Annotated in this window: 17 protein-coding genes and 2 pseudogenes; 13 read left to right on the top strand and 6 right to left on the bottom strand. The window is 33.4% G+C overall.

Annotated features, from left to right (window positions below):
- Nucleotides 1–463: 463 nt before the first annotated feature.
- A complete protein-coding gene (locus VK90_RS17705) occupies nucleotides 464–931 on the bottom strand; it encodes an RsfA family transcriptional regulator (RefSeq protein ID WP_048374280.1) in 468 nt (155 codons plus the stop codon).
- Between the two features lie 242 nt (nucleotides 932–1,173).
- On the opposite strand from VK90_RS17705, the gene VK90_RS17700 reads away from it, so the two are divergent.
- From VK90_RS17700 to VK90_RS17680, 5 genes and pseudogenes are all read left to right on the top strand, one after another.
- Nucleotides 1,174–1,662 carry a DUF4825 domain-containing protein gene (locus VK90_RS17700; protein WP_048374288.1) on the top strand — a complete coding sequence of 163 codons (489 nt, stop codon included), beginning with the start codon at nucleotides 1,174–1,176 and terminating at the stop codon, nucleotides 1,660–1,662.
- Nucleotides 1,663–1,817: 155 nt separating this feature from the next.
- Entirely contained in the window at nucleotides 1,818–2,225 is a 408-nt protein-coding gene (mntA, locus tag VK90_RS17695; protein WP_048374279.1) for a type VII toxin-antitoxin system MntA family adenylyltransferase antitoxin, read from the top strand.
- Nucleotides 2,215–2,628, top strand: coding sequence for a type VII toxin-antitoxin system HepT family RNase toxin (gene hepT, locus VK90_RS17690; RefSeq protein WP_002175020.1), 414 nt, complete (start codon nucleotides 2,215–2,217; stop codon nucleotides 2,626–2,628). Before mntA ends, hepT begins: the two co-directional genes overlap by 11 nt.
- 183 nt (nucleotides 2,629–2,811) lie before the next feature.
- Nucleotides 2,812–3,096: pseudogene (locus VK90_RS17685) on the top strand (methyl-accepting chemotaxis protein); the annotation flags it as partial.
- 750 nt (nucleotides 3,097–3,846) lie between these two features.
- The gene (locus tag VK90_RS17680) at nucleotides 3,847–4,062 is read left to right on the top strand and encodes an alpha/beta-type small acid-soluble spore protein (RefSeq protein ID WP_001167050.1); all 216 of its coding nucleotides are present in this window, start codon (nucleotides 3,847–3,849) and stop codon (nucleotides 4,060–4,062) included.
- Between the two features lie 345 nt (nucleotides 4,063–4,407).
- On the opposite strand, the gene VK90_RS17675 is transcribed toward VK90_RS17680, so the two are convergent.
- Nucleotides 4,408–4,758, bottom strand: a complete 351-nt coding sequence (locus VK90_RS17675; protein ID WP_048374278.1) for a hypothetical protein — start codon at nucleotides 4,756–4,758, stop codon at nucleotides 4,408–4,410.
- 724 nt (nucleotides 4,759–5,482) lie between these two features.
- Here VK90_RS17675 and VK90_RS17670 point away from each other — a divergent pair.
- The gene (locus tag VK90_RS17670; protein WP_002175022.1) at nucleotides 5,483–5,776 is read left to right on the top strand and encodes an ArsR/SmtB family transcription factor; all 294 of its coding nucleotides are present in this window, start codon (nucleotides 5,483–5,485) and stop codon (nucleotides 5,774–5,776) included.
- 510 nt (nucleotides 5,777–6,286) lie between these two features.
- The gene (tnpB, locus tag VK90_RS17665; RefSeq protein WP_048374277.1) at nucleotides 6,287–7,408 is read left to right on the top strand and encodes an IS200/IS605 family element RNA-guided endonuclease TnpB; all 1,122 of its coding nucleotides are present in this window, start codon (nucleotides 6,287–6,289) and stop codon (nucleotides 7,406–7,408) included.
- Nucleotides 7,409–7,541: 133 nt separating this feature from the next.
- On the opposite strand, the gene speB is transcribed toward tnpB, so the two are convergent.
- The 4 genes and pseudogenes from speB to VK90_RS17650 form a co-directional block, all read right to left on the bottom strand.
- The gene (gene speB, locus VK90_RS17660; RefSeq protein ID WP_048374276.1) at nucleotides 7,542–8,486 is read right to left on the bottom strand and encodes an agmatinase; all 945 of its coding nucleotides are present in this window, start codon (nucleotides 8,484–8,486) and stop codon (nucleotides 7,542–7,544) included.
- A 243-nt stretch (nucleotides 8,487–8,729) separates the two neighbouring features.
- Nucleotides 8,730–8,969: pseudogene (locus tag VK90_RS28880) on the bottom strand (DDE-type integrase/transposase/recombinase); the annotation flags it as partial.
- A gap of 22 nt (nucleotides 8,970–8,991) precedes the next feature.
- Entirely contained in the window at nucleotides 8,992–9,420 is a 429-nt protein-coding gene (locus tag VK90_RS17655; RefSeq protein ID WP_048374275.1) for an ImmA/IrrE family metallo-endopeptidase, read from the bottom strand.
- A gap of 22 nt (nucleotides 9,421–9,442) precedes the next feature.
- The gene (locus tag VK90_RS17650) at nucleotides 9,443–9,871 is read right to left on the bottom strand and encodes a helix-turn-helix domain-containing protein (RefSeq protein WP_048374274.1); all 429 of its coding nucleotides are present in this window, start codon (nucleotides 9,869–9,871) and stop codon (nucleotides 9,443–9,445) included.
- A gap of 137 nt (nucleotides 9,872–10,008) precedes the next feature.
- On the opposite strand from VK90_RS17650, the gene VK90_RS17645 reads away from it, so the two are divergent.
- From VK90_RS17645 to VK90_RS17620, 6 genes are all read left to right on the top strand, one after another.
- Complete coding sequence (locus VK90_RS17645) at nucleotides 10,009–10,245, top strand: helix-turn-helix transcriptional regulator (protein ID WP_048374273.1); 237 nt, start codon at nucleotides 10,009–10,011, stop codon at nucleotides 10,243–10,245.
- Between the two features lie 86 nt (nucleotides 10,246–10,331).
- Nucleotides 10,332–11,231, top strand: a complete 900-nt coding sequence (locus VK90_RS17640; protein WP_048374272.1) for a DnaD domain-containing protein — start codon at nucleotides 10,332–10,334, stop codon at nucleotides 11,229–11,231.
- A gap of 102 nt (nucleotides 11,232–11,333) precedes the next feature.
- Nucleotides 11,334–11,699, top strand: a complete 366-nt coding sequence (locus VK90_RS17635) for a hypothetical protein (protein ID WP_048374271.1) — start codon at nucleotides 11,334–11,336, stop codon at nucleotides 11,697–11,699.
- A gap of 47 nt (nucleotides 11,700–11,746) precedes the next feature.
- On the top strand, nucleotides 11,747–12,454 hold the full coding sequence (locus VK90_RS17630; RefSeq protein WP_048374286.1) for an IS6 family transposase: 708 nt from the start codon (nucleotides 11,747–11,749) through the stop codon (nucleotides 12,452–12,454).
- A gap of 342 nt (nucleotides 12,455–12,796) precedes the next feature.
- The gene (locus VK90_RS17625) at nucleotides 12,797–13,426 is read left to right on the top strand and encodes a Type 1 glutamine amidotransferase-like domain-containing protein (RefSeq protein ID WP_048374270.1); all 630 of its coding nucleotides are present in this window, start codon (nucleotides 12,797–12,799) and stop codon (nucleotides 13,424–13,426) included.
- 109 nt (nucleotides 13,427–13,535) lie between these two features.
- Nucleotides 13,536–14,843, top strand: a complete 1,308-nt coding sequence (locus VK90_RS17620; protein ID WP_048374269.1) for a hypothetical protein — start codon at nucleotides 13,536–13,538, stop codon at nucleotides 14,841–14,843.
- The last annotated feature ends 445 nt before the right edge of the window (nucleotides 14,844–15,288 follow it).

Raw genomic sequence — 15,288 nt, 5'->3', positions numbered from 1 at the left:
GCTTGAAGTGGGAGCTTCTCAGTTCCACGACGAAAGTAACCTACGTCTCCCTGAGCGTTACTTCGGGGTGTTCCACCCCTAGATGTCCAACGCTTGGATGCTCTCTTGGTACGGTTGATATTTTACGCAGGAACCGAATGGCTTGGTTTTCGCACTCTATTTTCTTCCTGCAACCTCATATATCAAGTTATCAAAGAACTTCATATAGCTAGTTTATCAAAAGTTTTTGGCTATGCCAAACCGAAATTTATCTCCCACCTACCGTTGGGCTAGTGCCCTTCACACGCTTGAGGAAGGAGAATTCTTTCGGTAAATTCGTTAAAATAAGTCAAATTAAAAATACACATACATTATGTATGTGTATTTTATTTATTATCAATTATAAGAGGCTGAAATACCTTTATAAGTAGTAATTTTGGCGGGCTAAGGTACTGGAATTAAAAAATTGATATGGTTATTCTGTTTAATCGACTACAATTAAATTTCTTGTCTTATCGATATGGTTAAGTAACATATGATACTCTTCTTCATACATAGTTAAACGTTGTAGAAGGGATTGATTCTCTGCTTCTAAATATTCAATTTGATTTTGTAAATTTGTTAATTCATTCATTTCTTTATAATTTTGTAGAAAGAGAATAATGTCGTCTAATGTCATAGACAAAGAGTTTATTTCTTTTTCTGGTTGGGAGGAGGAAATGTTGTTTCCCACTTTTTGATTTTGTTTTGCTTGTTGTATTTCTTCTTCGTATTGTTTTCGCACGTATGAATTCCAACGAAATCCGCAAGCTGCGGGTGTCCTAGCTAATTGCTTTGCTACTTCTTTGAATGCAGCTAACTGTGTTCCACCGTTACGAATATTCTGAAGTACTATTGATGCGAGAAATAAATCGTCATCGTTAGTCCAGGAATCTTGTCTTGAAATTACCATTTTTTCAACCTCCCTTATATGTTTTATATTACATATATGCAAGTACTGAAAAGGATAGAAGTTAAAGAACTTCTATTAACATCATTTGTATTTGAAATGGCAGATACTTATGATAGCTTACGTCTCTCTAAATTCTCTGTAAATTGCTTGCTTTGAAAATCCCAAAACAAAGAATTATTAGAAGGGATTTTATTGAATATGATAAAATTAGATGAAAATATCAGATGAAAGGTGAGGAAACAGTGAAGAGGATTACCATTTATTTTATTTCATTGTTATCGCTAATGATATTATTGAGTGGATGTAGTCTAAATGCTGATTCAAAAACAGATTTGTTTCGATATAAGAATTCCTATGTGGGTGACGCTAGTGCAGTTGGAAATATCTCAAGGCAATTGGCTCATGGAAAAGAGTTGAATGAATATTCACTTGAGACTACGAAGGAACCGTATGGAATTACTTTAGAATACAAAAATATAGATGTAAAAAAAGTAGATAAAGAAATGAAGGAAACTGTTATATCAAACGCTACATTTCTTTTTGCTTTAATTAAAAATGTAGATTGGATTACATTCAAATTTCCAGACCAAGAATTCACTGTAACAAAAGAGAAATTACAAGATTGGTACAAAAATAAATTGGATGGGTTTGAAAATGAACAAGACTTAAAGAAACTGATACAGGAACACTTGAAGTCTGAGGACTCAGTTAATCAGTTTTTTCACCAGTAAAAGCAAGAGTGCCCTAATCCAGAGCACCCTTATTTTTAGGGTATTATCAACAACTATCTTTAACAGAGCCATTTTTAAGTATTTGTTGTAGCTTAAAGGATTTGATAATGGTTATGATATAATAAAATTCAAGTATAATAAGGGGGATTAATTAAATGATTTTTCAAAGCATGATAACGGCTATTATAGAAAAATTACAAGAGACGGTGAATCCCTATTGGATAATTGTGTTTGGATCAACGGCTGAGAACAGAGAACGGGAAGATAGTGATATTGATATAGCTTATTTAAGTGACATAAATTTAGGGAATTATGAACGTTTTTTATTAGCACAGGAGTTAGCAAACATCGTTAATAGAGATGTTGATTTAGTTGATTTATCAGAAGCTTCGACAGTTTTTCAAGCTCAGATTATACATACAGGAAAGACAATATTTTGTTCCGATGAAGAACGAAAAGTTATTTTTGAAATGAAAACTTTAAAAATGTATTCAAAATTGAATGAAGAACGCCAGATAGTATTTGATGATATAAAGAAGAGAGGTTCTATATATGAAGAATGAAGTTATTTTGAATAAAATTTCTACAATAGAGCGTTGTATAAAAAGAATCCAAGATGTGTATGGAAATGACCCTGAAAATTTAAAGGATTATACAAAACAAGATTCAATAATATTGAACATACAAAGAGCTTGTGAAGCGAGTATTGATTTAGCAATGCATATTGTTGCTGGGAAAAAGTTAGGACTACCTCAATCTAGTCGAGAGGCTTTTGATTTATTGGTTACAGCAGGCTTACTTAGTGCAGAGCTAGCAAATAAGTTAAAAGCGATGGTTGGATTTCGTAATATTGCTGTTCATGATTATCAAAGCGTAAATTTAGATATTGTTCGTCAAATTATTGAAAAACATTTAACAGATTTTAAACTATTTACGAAAGAAGTTATGGGGATATTGGAATTTTAGGCAAAAGAACAGAATAATGAAGTTGGGAAAGAAAGTAATTCTGAGACTTCCGAACCAGCTATTGAAACGAGCACTTATTGCCGTAAGAAGAAACGCGATCATAAGGATGAGTCTGTCCAAAAACTTCCGTTTGAAATGGTTGAATATCGTTTGCCTAATGAGGCGCTGGTTTGTTTGTGTTGTAGTGGTGCTTTCTTCGGAAAAATTTCAAAATCTGCACAACCTGTTACAAATCAAATTAAAGCGACTTCGAGTAATTCAAGTGATATTTTGCAAAATAGTCAAACTATCGTTCGGGTTGTAAATGAATTATCACACATTGCAAATACATACGCGAATAGCAGTAGTAATGTTGAGGCAAGTATGAAAGAGCAAGAAATATATGTACAGGATATTGCAGAACTATCAAATTCATTAAGTTGGCGTTCACAAGAGTTACAAGAATTAATTGGAGAGTTTAAAAGTTAATAGAATAAATAAGGTGTAGGATTAATCCATTTGAAAAAGCTTTTTTGATATTGGATAGAAGAAACAGTATATGTAGCAAAGAAGGCACAACTTAACATAAAGGACTCATTCTAATTAGAATGAGTCTTTTTGTTAATTATAATTTATATTTCGTAAATTATGGGATTACTTTAATAAATGTAAAAAGTGAGTCGTTTGGGCTGCAATTTTGATTGAGGTAATTGTCTCTTTAATAATGTAACAGTGTGTGTGAACTACTCGCCACTTAGCAAACCTTGAAGTGGGAGCTTCTCAGTTCCACGACGAAAGCAACCTTTCGTCTCCCTGAGCGTTACTTCGGGGTGTTCCCCCCCTAGATGTCCAACGCTTGGACGCCCTTTTGGTACGGTTGATACTTTACGCAGGAACCGAATGGCTTGGTTTTCGCACTCTATTTTCTTCCTGCAACCTCATATATCAAGTTATCAAAGAACTTCATATAGCTAGTTTATCAAAAGAGTTTGGCTATGCCAAACCGAAATTCATCTCCCACCTACCGTTGGGCTAGCGCCCTTCATACGCTTGAGGAGGGAGAATGCTTTCGGTAAATTCGCTAAAGTGTCACTTGATTACCTATAAGAACTCATTGTATTTGATGTATGGTCGATAGAAGCATAGATAAATGAGTTATACAACTAAAAGAATATTTTTTTGCATATTTTATTGGAAATAGAGCATGATATTACCAAAATCATTGGAGGTGTGTAAGAAATGCAAATTCGCGAAAATAATAATTCAAATGAAATTTTGGTAGCGGCTGCAGCAAGCGCTATTGAGCAAATGAAGTATGAAATTGCTCAGGAGTTTGGTGTTACACTTGGACCGGATTCAACAGCACGAGCAAATGGTTCAGTAGGTGGGGAAATTACAAAACGCTTAGTGCGTATGGCGCAAGAACAGTTATCAGGGCAATATAAAATTCACTAAGAGAAAATATGTGTTTGAACCAAAAGATAGGGAAGGAGTGTGAAAGTATTATTCACACTCCTGTTTTATCGTGTATAGGTAAAGTGTTGAAATCAACTAAATGGCTAACGTTGCTCATTTAATGACAGTTAGCTTTTTAGTTGTACTCCAACAGTAGAGTAGTTGATTCATTTAATGTTTTCAATGGAGATAAATTAGCATTCATAAGCTAAATTTCATGGGAAAATAGAAAAACCACCCTTAATGAGTGGTTTCTAATAATTATTTTTGGATTATACATTTAAAATTAGGCGATAAGATAAGTGGGCAAAGCTAAATCAATAAAAGATACTTTATACATTTCTATTATTTTGGTTCTGGATAATGATTGTAGTACGAGATTCTAATAAATTCTTGGTAGACATTTGTTAATTTAGCATCTCTAAGAGCATCGTTGAATCTTTGCATACGTACACTACCTTGAGCGTAGCCTCCACCAGGAGTATAAGGATTTCTAGCTTCAAAGTCATCCATAAATGCTTTTAATTTTTTATAGTCTTGAGATTGATAGAAAGCAGCGGCTTCTTCAGGAGTAACATCAAAGTAAGAAGATGTTGAGTTATAAGAAGCTGCTTGAGCAGTAGGTGTCTCTAGCATAGTTGCAGCTCCACCAAACATAGTAAGTGCCATAGAAGACACAATGATTTTTTTAAACATAATAAAACCTCCACATAGAATATTTGGATTAATAGTAATCCTGTAATCATTATAGTTACAATGAAAATAGTTATCAAATGCAATGTTGCATAATTTATGATGTGAACGAGAAGTCCCTCAATCTCTAAATGAAGGAATGTAACAGGGAATTAGTAGGTTAAAAGTGGTATACATACTATTTGGGTTAACAAGAAAACCAAATAGAAAGGCTATTTTTAGTTGGAGAAATTTAAAAGACTCTGTCATTAAAGACAGAGCCTTTCAAAAAGGAATGACAGTTGATAACTGAAGGTACCATTATATTACTATTATTGGGATTTGAATTCCATTCGTTTTGTGTTGAGAAATATAAATTCTATTTTGTAGAAGGTGAGATGAAGAGATGCTTCTTATAGCTTTTGCAATACGAGAAAGCAAAAGTAGAATTTTAATTCGTCTTTAAACAAGGGACAGAAGAATTACTTTTGCTTAGCAAAGCATGTTAAGTGTCATTCAAAGTCATATAATAGACTATAAAATAATCCTTTCAAAATCAAATATAGTCTGGCTAAAAATTAGAGGGCATCAATTCATTGAAGCAGTAAAAAAACTGTTTTCAGGATAGGTGTCCTTTTTGTTTTAAAAAGAGTATATATTTTCTCAACAGGACAAATGGTAATCATCTATAAGTACTAGTTATAAGGATAATAGGAAAATAGAAATTAATAATAAAGGAGAATACGAAATGATAACATTAGTATCTGATAGAGATCTAGCTGAAATCCGCGAAGAGGATGTAGATGTATTAAAGGTAATGGCACATCCGGTTCGATTACAAATTGTAAATGAATTAATGCACCATAAAATGTGTAATGTTACACAGTTAACGGAAATATTAAGACTCCCGCAATCCACTGTTTCACAGCATTTATCAAAATTGAGAGGAATCGTACTCCGTGCAGAAAGAAGAGGATTAGAGATGCATTATTATATTAATAATGCTAAAGCTCGTCAGATTGTAGGAATTTTAGGATTGTAAGTAAATAATATGCAAAAAAGTTCCCTGTTATAAAGCAGGGAACTTTTTTATGTTTATCAAACTGCGCACCATTACAAAGAAACATGAAAGTTAGATAGGATATCAATCTAGAATTAGAATATTTTTATATAGAGCCAATGGGGGGAGGGATGAGCAGCAGCTACATTACATCGTGAAAGCAATCTATGGTTAAAATGACACACATGTAAAATTGCATACAATCTATCCTTGATACCTAAATAAAAATGTAACTATAATGATTACATTGAATAGATATCCAAATTATTTATCATTTTAGCCAAGAAGACTCCTTCCTCAAGGAACGTGAAGGGCCACAGACCAGTGAGTAGGTGGGAGATGAATTGGCTTCGGACGAGGGATGGCAGGAAGCCATCTTAATTGTTCGACAGGTAGTAAAGTGTTACTGGACAATTTGTCAGGATCACTTCACTACCCAACGAATGTACGTTCGGTGTATAATAGACATATATCGAAATGGAGGTGAAACTTATGATTATCAATAAAGCATATAAATTTCGTATATATCCAAATAAAGCACAAGCAACTCTAATCAATAAAACAATTGGTTGTTCTCGTTTTGTATTCAATCATTTCCTATCTCTATGGGATAACGTATACAAAGAAACAGGAAAAGGTTTGACATATGGTACTTGCTCCGCCAAACTTCCTGCCATGAAGAAAGAATTTGTTTGGCTAAAAGAAGTGGATAGTATTGCTATTCAGTCGTCTGTTCGCAACCTTGCGGATGCTTATACACGTTTTTTCAAAAAACAAAACAGTTCCCCACGTTTCAAATCTAAGAAAAACGCCGTACAATCTTACACCACAAAACAAACAAATGAAAACATTGCCGTTGTGGGAAACAAAATGAAATTGCCGAAACTAGGTCTTGTTCGATTTGCCAAAAGTCGTGAAGTAAATGGACGGATTTTAAATGCTACGGTTAGACGGAACCCTTCTGGCAGATACTTTGTGTCATTGCTAGTTGAAACAGAAGTGCAAGAACTTCCGAAAACACATTCTTACATTGGAATGGATGTAGGACTAAAAGATTTCGCCATTTTGTCAGATGGAAAAACCTATAAAAATCCGAAGTTTTTTCGATCATTAGAAGAGAAGTTGGCGAAAGCACAGCGTGTTCTTTCTAGAAGAATGAAAGGGTCTTCTCGCTGGAATAAACAACGAGTAAAGGTAGCTAGAATTCATGAATACATGACAAACGCTAGAAAAGATTACTTGGACAAAATCTCGACTGAAATCATCAAAAACCACGATGTTATCGGTATAGAAGATTTGCAAGTATCGAATATGTTAAAGAATCATAAGTTAGCAAAAGCAATTAGTGAGGTATCATGGTCACAGTTTCGAACCATGTTGGAATATAAAGCAAAATGGTACGGCAAACAAGTCATTGTCGTATCGAAAACATTTGCTTCAAGCCAATTATGTTCTTGTTGTGGATATCAAAACAAAGACGTTAAAAATCTAAACCTACGTGAATGGGACTGCCCTTCCTGTACTACACATCATGATAGGGATATAAACGCAAGTATCAATCTAAAGAATGAAGCGATAAGACTTCTAACCGCAAGAACTGCGGAGATAGCCTAATAAATTAGAGTTCGATAGAACTCTTTACTTAGGAATCCCCCACTTCTAAACGAGGTGAAAGTGGGGGTAGTTCAATCACATAGGATATCAATGGTAGTGATAGAAAATGTATATGAAAAAGATAATTTTCTGCTTACTTATTCTGTTCATTTTTCAACTGCAACGCAATCAAACTCGCAAAATCATGCACAAGTGTGGCAGCTAAAAGGGACGTGATTTGCGATTGATCATATGGCGGTAATACTTCTACTAAGTCGAAACCAATATAATTAAAACCGCTTAATGCTCGCACTATGTCCAGCGTCTCTCGACTATTAAATCCCCCTACCTCTAGCGTACCTGTACCAGGCGCACAAGATGGATCTACAAAATCAATATCAAATGTTAAGAAACATGGCGTATCACCAATTGTTTCTCGCATTTGCTGGAGAATGCTTTCAAAACCACGATTGCATAATTCTGCTGTTGTAATGACGTTATAACCTAAATCACTACTAGCTTCTATATCACCAGGATGATTCAACGTTCCTCGGATTCCAATTTGAAATACCTTATCTGGCTGTAATAATCCTTCCTCATGTGCACGTATAAATGGCGAACCATGCCAATATTTTTCTTCATAATACGTATCCCACGTATCTGTGTGAGAATCAAAATGAATCATCGCGACAGGGCCATGAACTTTAGCTGCTGCACGGAGACTTGCTAATGTAATAGAATGATCTCCGCCAAGTCCTATTGGAATGATTCCTTGCTGCATTAATCCAAAAACAGCTTCTTCAATTAAATCATAGCTACGATGAATATTATGCGGGATAACAGAGACATCCCCAATATCAATTGCATTTGTGTCATCAAACGGGTATACATGGTGAATTGGATGATAGGGAAACAACGTCATAGATGCTTGACGAATTGCTTGCGGGGCAAAACGCGCACCAACGCGAAATGACGCTGCTGTATCAAATGGCATTCCTAAAATAGCAATTTTTGCTTGATCATTACTAGAAGGTAACCTCATAAATGTACCTGTCGTACAAAATTCTGGTTTTACGTCTGGTGTGAGTGGATATTTCATTTTGCATTTCCCCCTTTTAAGCATAATTTTTTACATTTAAGGAAACTTCCCTTAAATTATTTTTTCTTTTATTATGCAAAAATTGTGCCATGTAAAAAGGGATTCATTACTTTCTCTCCTTACTTTTTGGTTTATGCAAAATTAAATAAACCATACTATAATGCATAAAAAGGACGTAAATGTAAGGGTTCTGTTGCAAAGTTTGAAAAAAGCATAAACAGGTTGGTAAATGGGGAACAATGTTTAGGAAATAGCTAGTAATTGTTGAAGTTCATTGTACGTTGAAAAGACGGAGTCTCTTTGAAGACTTCGCCTTTATTTATATAGGGCATGAATGGTCTCAATACCTTTAATTGTACGTGAAGCATGACGAAGGTTTTGAAATCCTGCAGATTTGACAAAACGTCTCTTTACATGCCTATGATCCTGTTCAATAAGATTGTTTAAATGTTTTATTGTACAATGGATTGTAGTTTGATAAAAATATATTACCTCTTTTTTCTTTTTAATAAGGATTATAAAATTCTAATAGTTCAACTGGAATATTATTTTTGTATGCTATACATGCTTTTGTATCACCAGGCTGAATAGTCTTTTTATCAATTAACAAAAGCGCAGCAAACGTATTTGCTTCTATTTCTAATTTATCAACTGAAAAGAATGTATTCTTACGCAGAAAAGGTGTGTTTGCATGAGTATGTAGGACTGCATGTCCTAATTCATGAGCACAAACAGTTTTCTGCATGGATGGAGACAGATTAGTATTAATAACAATGAAACGATTTCTTTTTTCATATTTATAAAATCCATTTATTTCTTCATGTAAATCCCAGGTTAGTACATGTATCTTTAAGTAATCTGCAAGCTCATAGGGGTTTGTCGTGTTGTGTTTTGTGCAAAGTTGTTGGACTAGATCTCTAATGACGAATTTCAATTTTTTCCCTCCTAAGCTTGCATCAGTTATCGTCTGGATTACGATATTTCTTAGGCACGTATTTTTTATTGATTACTTTCGTTTGTTTTACAATGTACTCCATTGCATCTAATAATGATTCTACGGCTTCTTGACTCATAGGCTCACCGGAGAACATTAAACCATCTTCGCCTTGAAGGTCTTTTTTTATTTCTTCCATTCTTTTTGCTATGTCTTTCTCATCTTTTTGCGTTAATTGCTCTTTTGGCTGATCCGTAACAGCGCGTCCTAGTAAATAGTCAGTTGAAACTGAAAAGCAATCAGCTAATTTACTTAGAACATCATGTGGAGGAAATCTTTCTTCTGATTCATAGTAACCTATCATTCTTTGGGATACTCCAATTTTTTCAGCCAGTTGTTTTTGTGTTAAATTTTCTTTTTTTCGTAAGGATTTTATTCTAAGTCCTATCACATTGTTCACCTCTCTAATTGAACTAATTGTTCTCTTTGAAGTTTATTTTAGCACAAATTGTTCTTTTTTGCATTGACACAGAATAATTAGTTCTGTAATCTGTATTTAGAACTAATTGTTCTTTTGGAGGTGGATTAATGGGAAACAAAATGTACGATCCGCAAAAAAATTTATATAAGGAAATTGCGAATTATTGTGGAGTGACTGAACGATATATTCGAATGATTGATCAAAAAGAGAGAAATCCATCAATGGAAACAGCTAAGAAGATTGCAAAGTTTTTTGATATGAGTATAGATGATATTTTTTTTAGTAATAAATCGAACTTTAAGTTCTTTTTAACATCGTATTGGTTTGAAAAGAATGAAAAGTAGATTTCATAAGGGAGAAGTTAGTGGTAGTGAGTACAGAGCTTCGAAATTAGGTATTCGTTCTTAGCAATAATGGAGAGGTAGATATTATGGGGATTTTTCGGGTTAAAAAGGATAATAATTATTCCGTCATAAATAATACTGGTTTAAAAGATAAAAGACTTTCTTGGAAGGCGAAAGGGATTTTAGCGTACATACTCACACTTCCAGATGATTGGGTGTTTTATAGAGAGGAATTATCTCAACATGCAAAAGATGGTATTAACAGCTTAAGAGCTGGAATGCAGGAATTAAAAGAGTACGGATATATTAAAAGATTTCCTATTAGAGATGAAAAAAACAAAATTGTAAGATGGGAGACAATTATTTACGAAATCCCAGTGGATGATTTTCCACCAGTGGAAAACCCACCTGCTGGAAATCCTGTTGATGGGAATCTACTGGTGGAAAATCGCAAGCTACTAAATACTGATATACAAAGTACTAAAGAACTAAACACTGATATACAAAATACGGATCATCATCATGATAATCAAGATAAATCACTATCACAAAAATTGATGGATGAAAATTTTAAAATAGGTCATGACTTTTTGCTGAAAAATGGTATTTCGTTAAGTAGAACAGCTATTACAGAGCTTGGTGAATTTTGTGAAGCATTAGGAAGTGAATTGATCCTGGAAGCAGTAAATAGATCTATTGATGAAAATGTACCAAAATGGAGATATGTACGTGGAATTCTCAAAAATTGGGGAACGAAAAAAGTAAAAACACTAAATGACGTAGCTGTATTAGATGCGCGGTTTGATCTTAGTAAGAATAAAAAACAATCTGGTTTAGGATACACAAAACGAAATGAAATGGTACCGGAATGGCTGCATCAAAAAGAAGACGAAAATCCAAGAGAACAACCAAAACAAAATACTCAATCAACTATAGATGAAGAGCGTGAGAGATTAAATGCTTTATTAAAAAAATATAAATCATAGGAAGCATCTATATGTTTAATTCAATTGAGGCTTGGGGTTAGTTTACCTTTGAGGTATTAATAAAAGCAGAATCCAAATATAGAAAAGTAGGTGAATTATTATATGTTTGATTGGTTGAAAGATTATCAGAAATTAGAAGAAGAAATTACGTATTTAGAATATAACTTAGACAAATCAAAGGCTGAATTAAAGCGCTGGATTAGTGGTGATTTGCAAAATGTACGATTAACTGCTGAATCGGAAGGAGCTAAGGTAGAAGACCGGATTGAAGTCATTGAATATGTATTAGGACATAGGATGAATGAAGTGTATGATTTAAAGATTTTGATTAATAAGTTTTCAGGACTAGATCATCAAATACTTAAAATGAAATATGTTGATGGAATGACCTTGGAACAAATAGCGTTTGAATTGCATTATAGTAGGTTCTGGTGCAAAAACTTCAAGGTAATTATAAGGAATCTCTAAAATTTGGACATACTGATACTATTACTCTAAAAAGGTGTGTGATCGGTATGGAAAAGAAAAATTGGTTCAAATGGAAGCACTATCAGCCTGATATTATCTTATTAACGGTAAGGTGGTACCTACGTTACAACCTAAGTTTTCGTGATTTGGTGGAAATGATGGCGGAACGGGGTTTATCCATTTCTCATACAACGATTATGCGTTGGGTTCATCAGTATGGTCCTGAATTGGACAAACGGATCCGACGTTACCTCAAACAAATAAATGACTCTTGGAGAGTCGATGAAACATATATCAAAGTAAAAGGTCAATGGATGTACCTGTATCGTGCTGTTGATTCGAACGGAAACACAATCGATTTTTGCCTAAGCAAAACAAGAAATCATAAGGCTGCAAGGCGCTTTTTCAAGAAAGCTTTGCGGTCTTTTCATGTTTCAAAGCCACGTGTGATAACAGTCGATAAGAATCCAGCTTATCCGATAGTAATTGAACAGTTAAAAAAAGAAAAAAGCATACCTAGCGGTATGCGACTTAGACAACAAAAGTACTTGAATAACATAGTAGAACAAGATCATCGCTTTGTAAAGAAGCGAATCCGTTCTATGCTAGGTCTTAAATCTTTTGACACAGCTACATCCATTCTTTCTGGAGTAGAAGCCATGCATATGATTAAAAAAGAACAGATTGCTTTATGGAACCAGTCTGTCCAAAATCAAAAAGAATTCATCCATCAATTGTTTGGACTTGCAACATAAGATACGATTCCGTTAGGAATATATGTGCTTTATTCTCTTTTGTTTTATTTTTGCACCAGAACCTGATTAAACATTCAGGCTTGACACATAAAAAATAAATCAAATCCGTTAAATAGTCTATCTCTTTAGTTAATAGACTATTTAAAATTCATTTTAAAAGAATATGATAAAAAAAAGAATTATCGAGTCCAGATATGGAATACCGCTTGAAGGAAATGTACCTTAAGAGATACTAAAAAAGTTATATATTAAATTGGTATTATTTTTTGTGAGAAAGGTCAAAAATAAATTTCAGAAATTCAAAATTGATAAATTATTAACTAGAAAATAGGGGGGAGTTTAATGAGAAAAATAGTATTATACAGTGATCAAGTACAAGAAGATAGAAAATTGGATTATGAACTTTTAAGGTTGTTAAATAAAGAAAATCCTTCAATAGCATATCTTCGAGCATCTTCAGATGTAACAGGAAAATATTTTAATTATGTAGTTAAATACTATAGATATTTAGGAATTAATAATGTGAAATATTTTGATTTAGACAAAGAATACGATGAAAGAAAGGTTAATGACATATTTAATTACGATGGAATACATCTTTCTGGTGGAAATACATTCCGCTTTTTATATTCCTTAAGAAAAAGAAATTTATTGCATTCATTAAAATCATATTTGCAAAATGGTGGGGTTTTGATTGGTGTTAGTGCTGGTAGTATAATAACAACTAAAAGTATTGATACAGCCCAATTTTTAGACGAGGATATTATAGGACTAGAGGATAGAAGTTCCCTAGGTATTGTAGATTTTGATTTTATGCCTCATTGGAGCGAGGAACAAAGTGGAAAATATTTAGATTTATTAAAAGATTATTCTAAGTTGAAAAATAGAGAGATTTATGCTTGTAAAGATGGTGATGGGATAGTTATTGAGGGAGAAGAGATTAAATTGATTGGTGATATTTTGAAAATCTAATTTAGTTTCAATTTATATTAACAAAGAAATTTGTTGAGTTTGATGAAACCTATAAAAGTGAGTTGTATAATAGTTATTAGTATTTTAGAGGATAAGAGGGGGGAGAACAGTGTCAAGGTTTGTAGATAGATTTGAAACACATGAATTACATAGAACACTGAAAAATATTTTGGAGATTGTGAATGAGTTACTGGAAAGAGAAGAAACTGAGACTCAAGCTGATATAATAATTGAACTTGATAGGATGAAGCAAGTTTGTTTTAATATGGAGAGAATATTAAATAACTGCGATCCAAATATTGTTCATATTGGGTACTTGGATAGTGCAAACAGTAATCTTGTGAATTATGTTATTCCGTATTTACATAATTTCAGGAGTGATCGTAATGTTGGTTATTTACATAATGTAAATAATCAACTAGATAGCTTGTTACCTACTATATCGAATTTGTTAATGCAAGAACTTCCTTCAAATACAGATGGAATTCGAGAATCAATTACATCTTTTAGAAGGTCAATTTCTCAACGCTTAAGACATACGGAAGAAGAGTTCAATAGAATAGAATCTGTAGGGAGAGAAATTGAACAAGGACTTAGTCAAGTATCTTCGACTGTAGAAATTCAAAAAAGCCGATTAGATACTGCAATATCAGAATTTCAGCAACAATTTTCTCAAGCTGAAGATACTAGAAGGCAACAGTTTTTTAATGGAGAAGAAGAGCGAAGAAAAGAGTATGAGAAACAGGAAGAAAAGTGGAGCGGGAAATTGGGGGGGGTAGCAGAAGATTCAGAAGAGATTATTCGGATGTTTACTAATGACTTAAAGTCAAGAGTAAACAAATTAGAAGAACAATATAATGATGAATGTAATCAATATATTGGTACATTGGAGAATTATAAAAATGAAGCAGCTAAGATACTAAATATTATTTCTAATACTAGTATGGCTGGCGGATATAAAAAAGAAGCGGATCATGAGGGGAAAGCACGTCAATTGTGGAGAACTGTAACTATGGTAGCTATGTTACTACTTGTAATAGCTTCAGTTTGGAGTTTTGCTTACCCAATAAAAGGTGATTCAGTTTGGATAGAAGTAGCAAGGAGAGTTTCTGTTGCTGCAACATTTGCAACGGTTGCTGGTTATTCTGCACGTCAAGCTAAGATACATTTTGATGCAGAACGATTATTTAGAAAGATGGAACTAGAGCTGACTTCTTTAAGCCCATACCTCGTAGAATTAGAGGATACAAAGAGACAGGAAATTTTGGCTAAAATGGCAGAGCAGTTCTTTGGAAAAGCAAATATTGAAACATCACAGACGAGTACAACTCAACCAACTCCGGAAACATTTAATAAAATTACGGAGCTTTCTAAATTGTTAGAGAATGCGCTTTCTCTTCTTAAAGACAAAAAATAAAATAGTGTGATTGAATAGGCACCCTTAGTGGTGCTTTTATTATTTGACCTGTGCTAAGAATTAAAAAAATAAAAGTTGGTTAATTATATACGAAAGAATATGAACATTACCATTAACTTTCAAAAGACAAGCTGAAATTAAAATAGGTAGTGATTACTGCCCAGTAAATTAGATGAGAAGTATAATGGGAGATTGTTAAAATGTTATGTAGTTGTGAAGGTTTACTAGATGTTATCCGAATAGAAGAGCCTCCTAAATAATTAAGATAGCATGAAAAGTTAGTTTATAATAGGGTATATGAAGTTGATTGCCTAAAATATGGTAATAAAGATTATAGCCAGCCATATGATTGTGGTATGTCGGGTATAAATATTGTTAGGAATATTAAGGATGAGTTAAATAAAAAAAGTAAATAAAACCGGGTTTTCAATTGATATAGTATTAT

The sequence above is a fragment of the Bacillus sp. LK2 genome (assembly GCF_001043575.1).
GTDB lineage: Bacteria > Bacillota > Bacilli > Bacillales > Bacillaceae_G > Bacillus_A > Bacillus_A paramycoides.
Note: the sequence above shows the minus strand (reverse complement) of the source record. Positions and strands in the feature narration are given on the sequence as shown.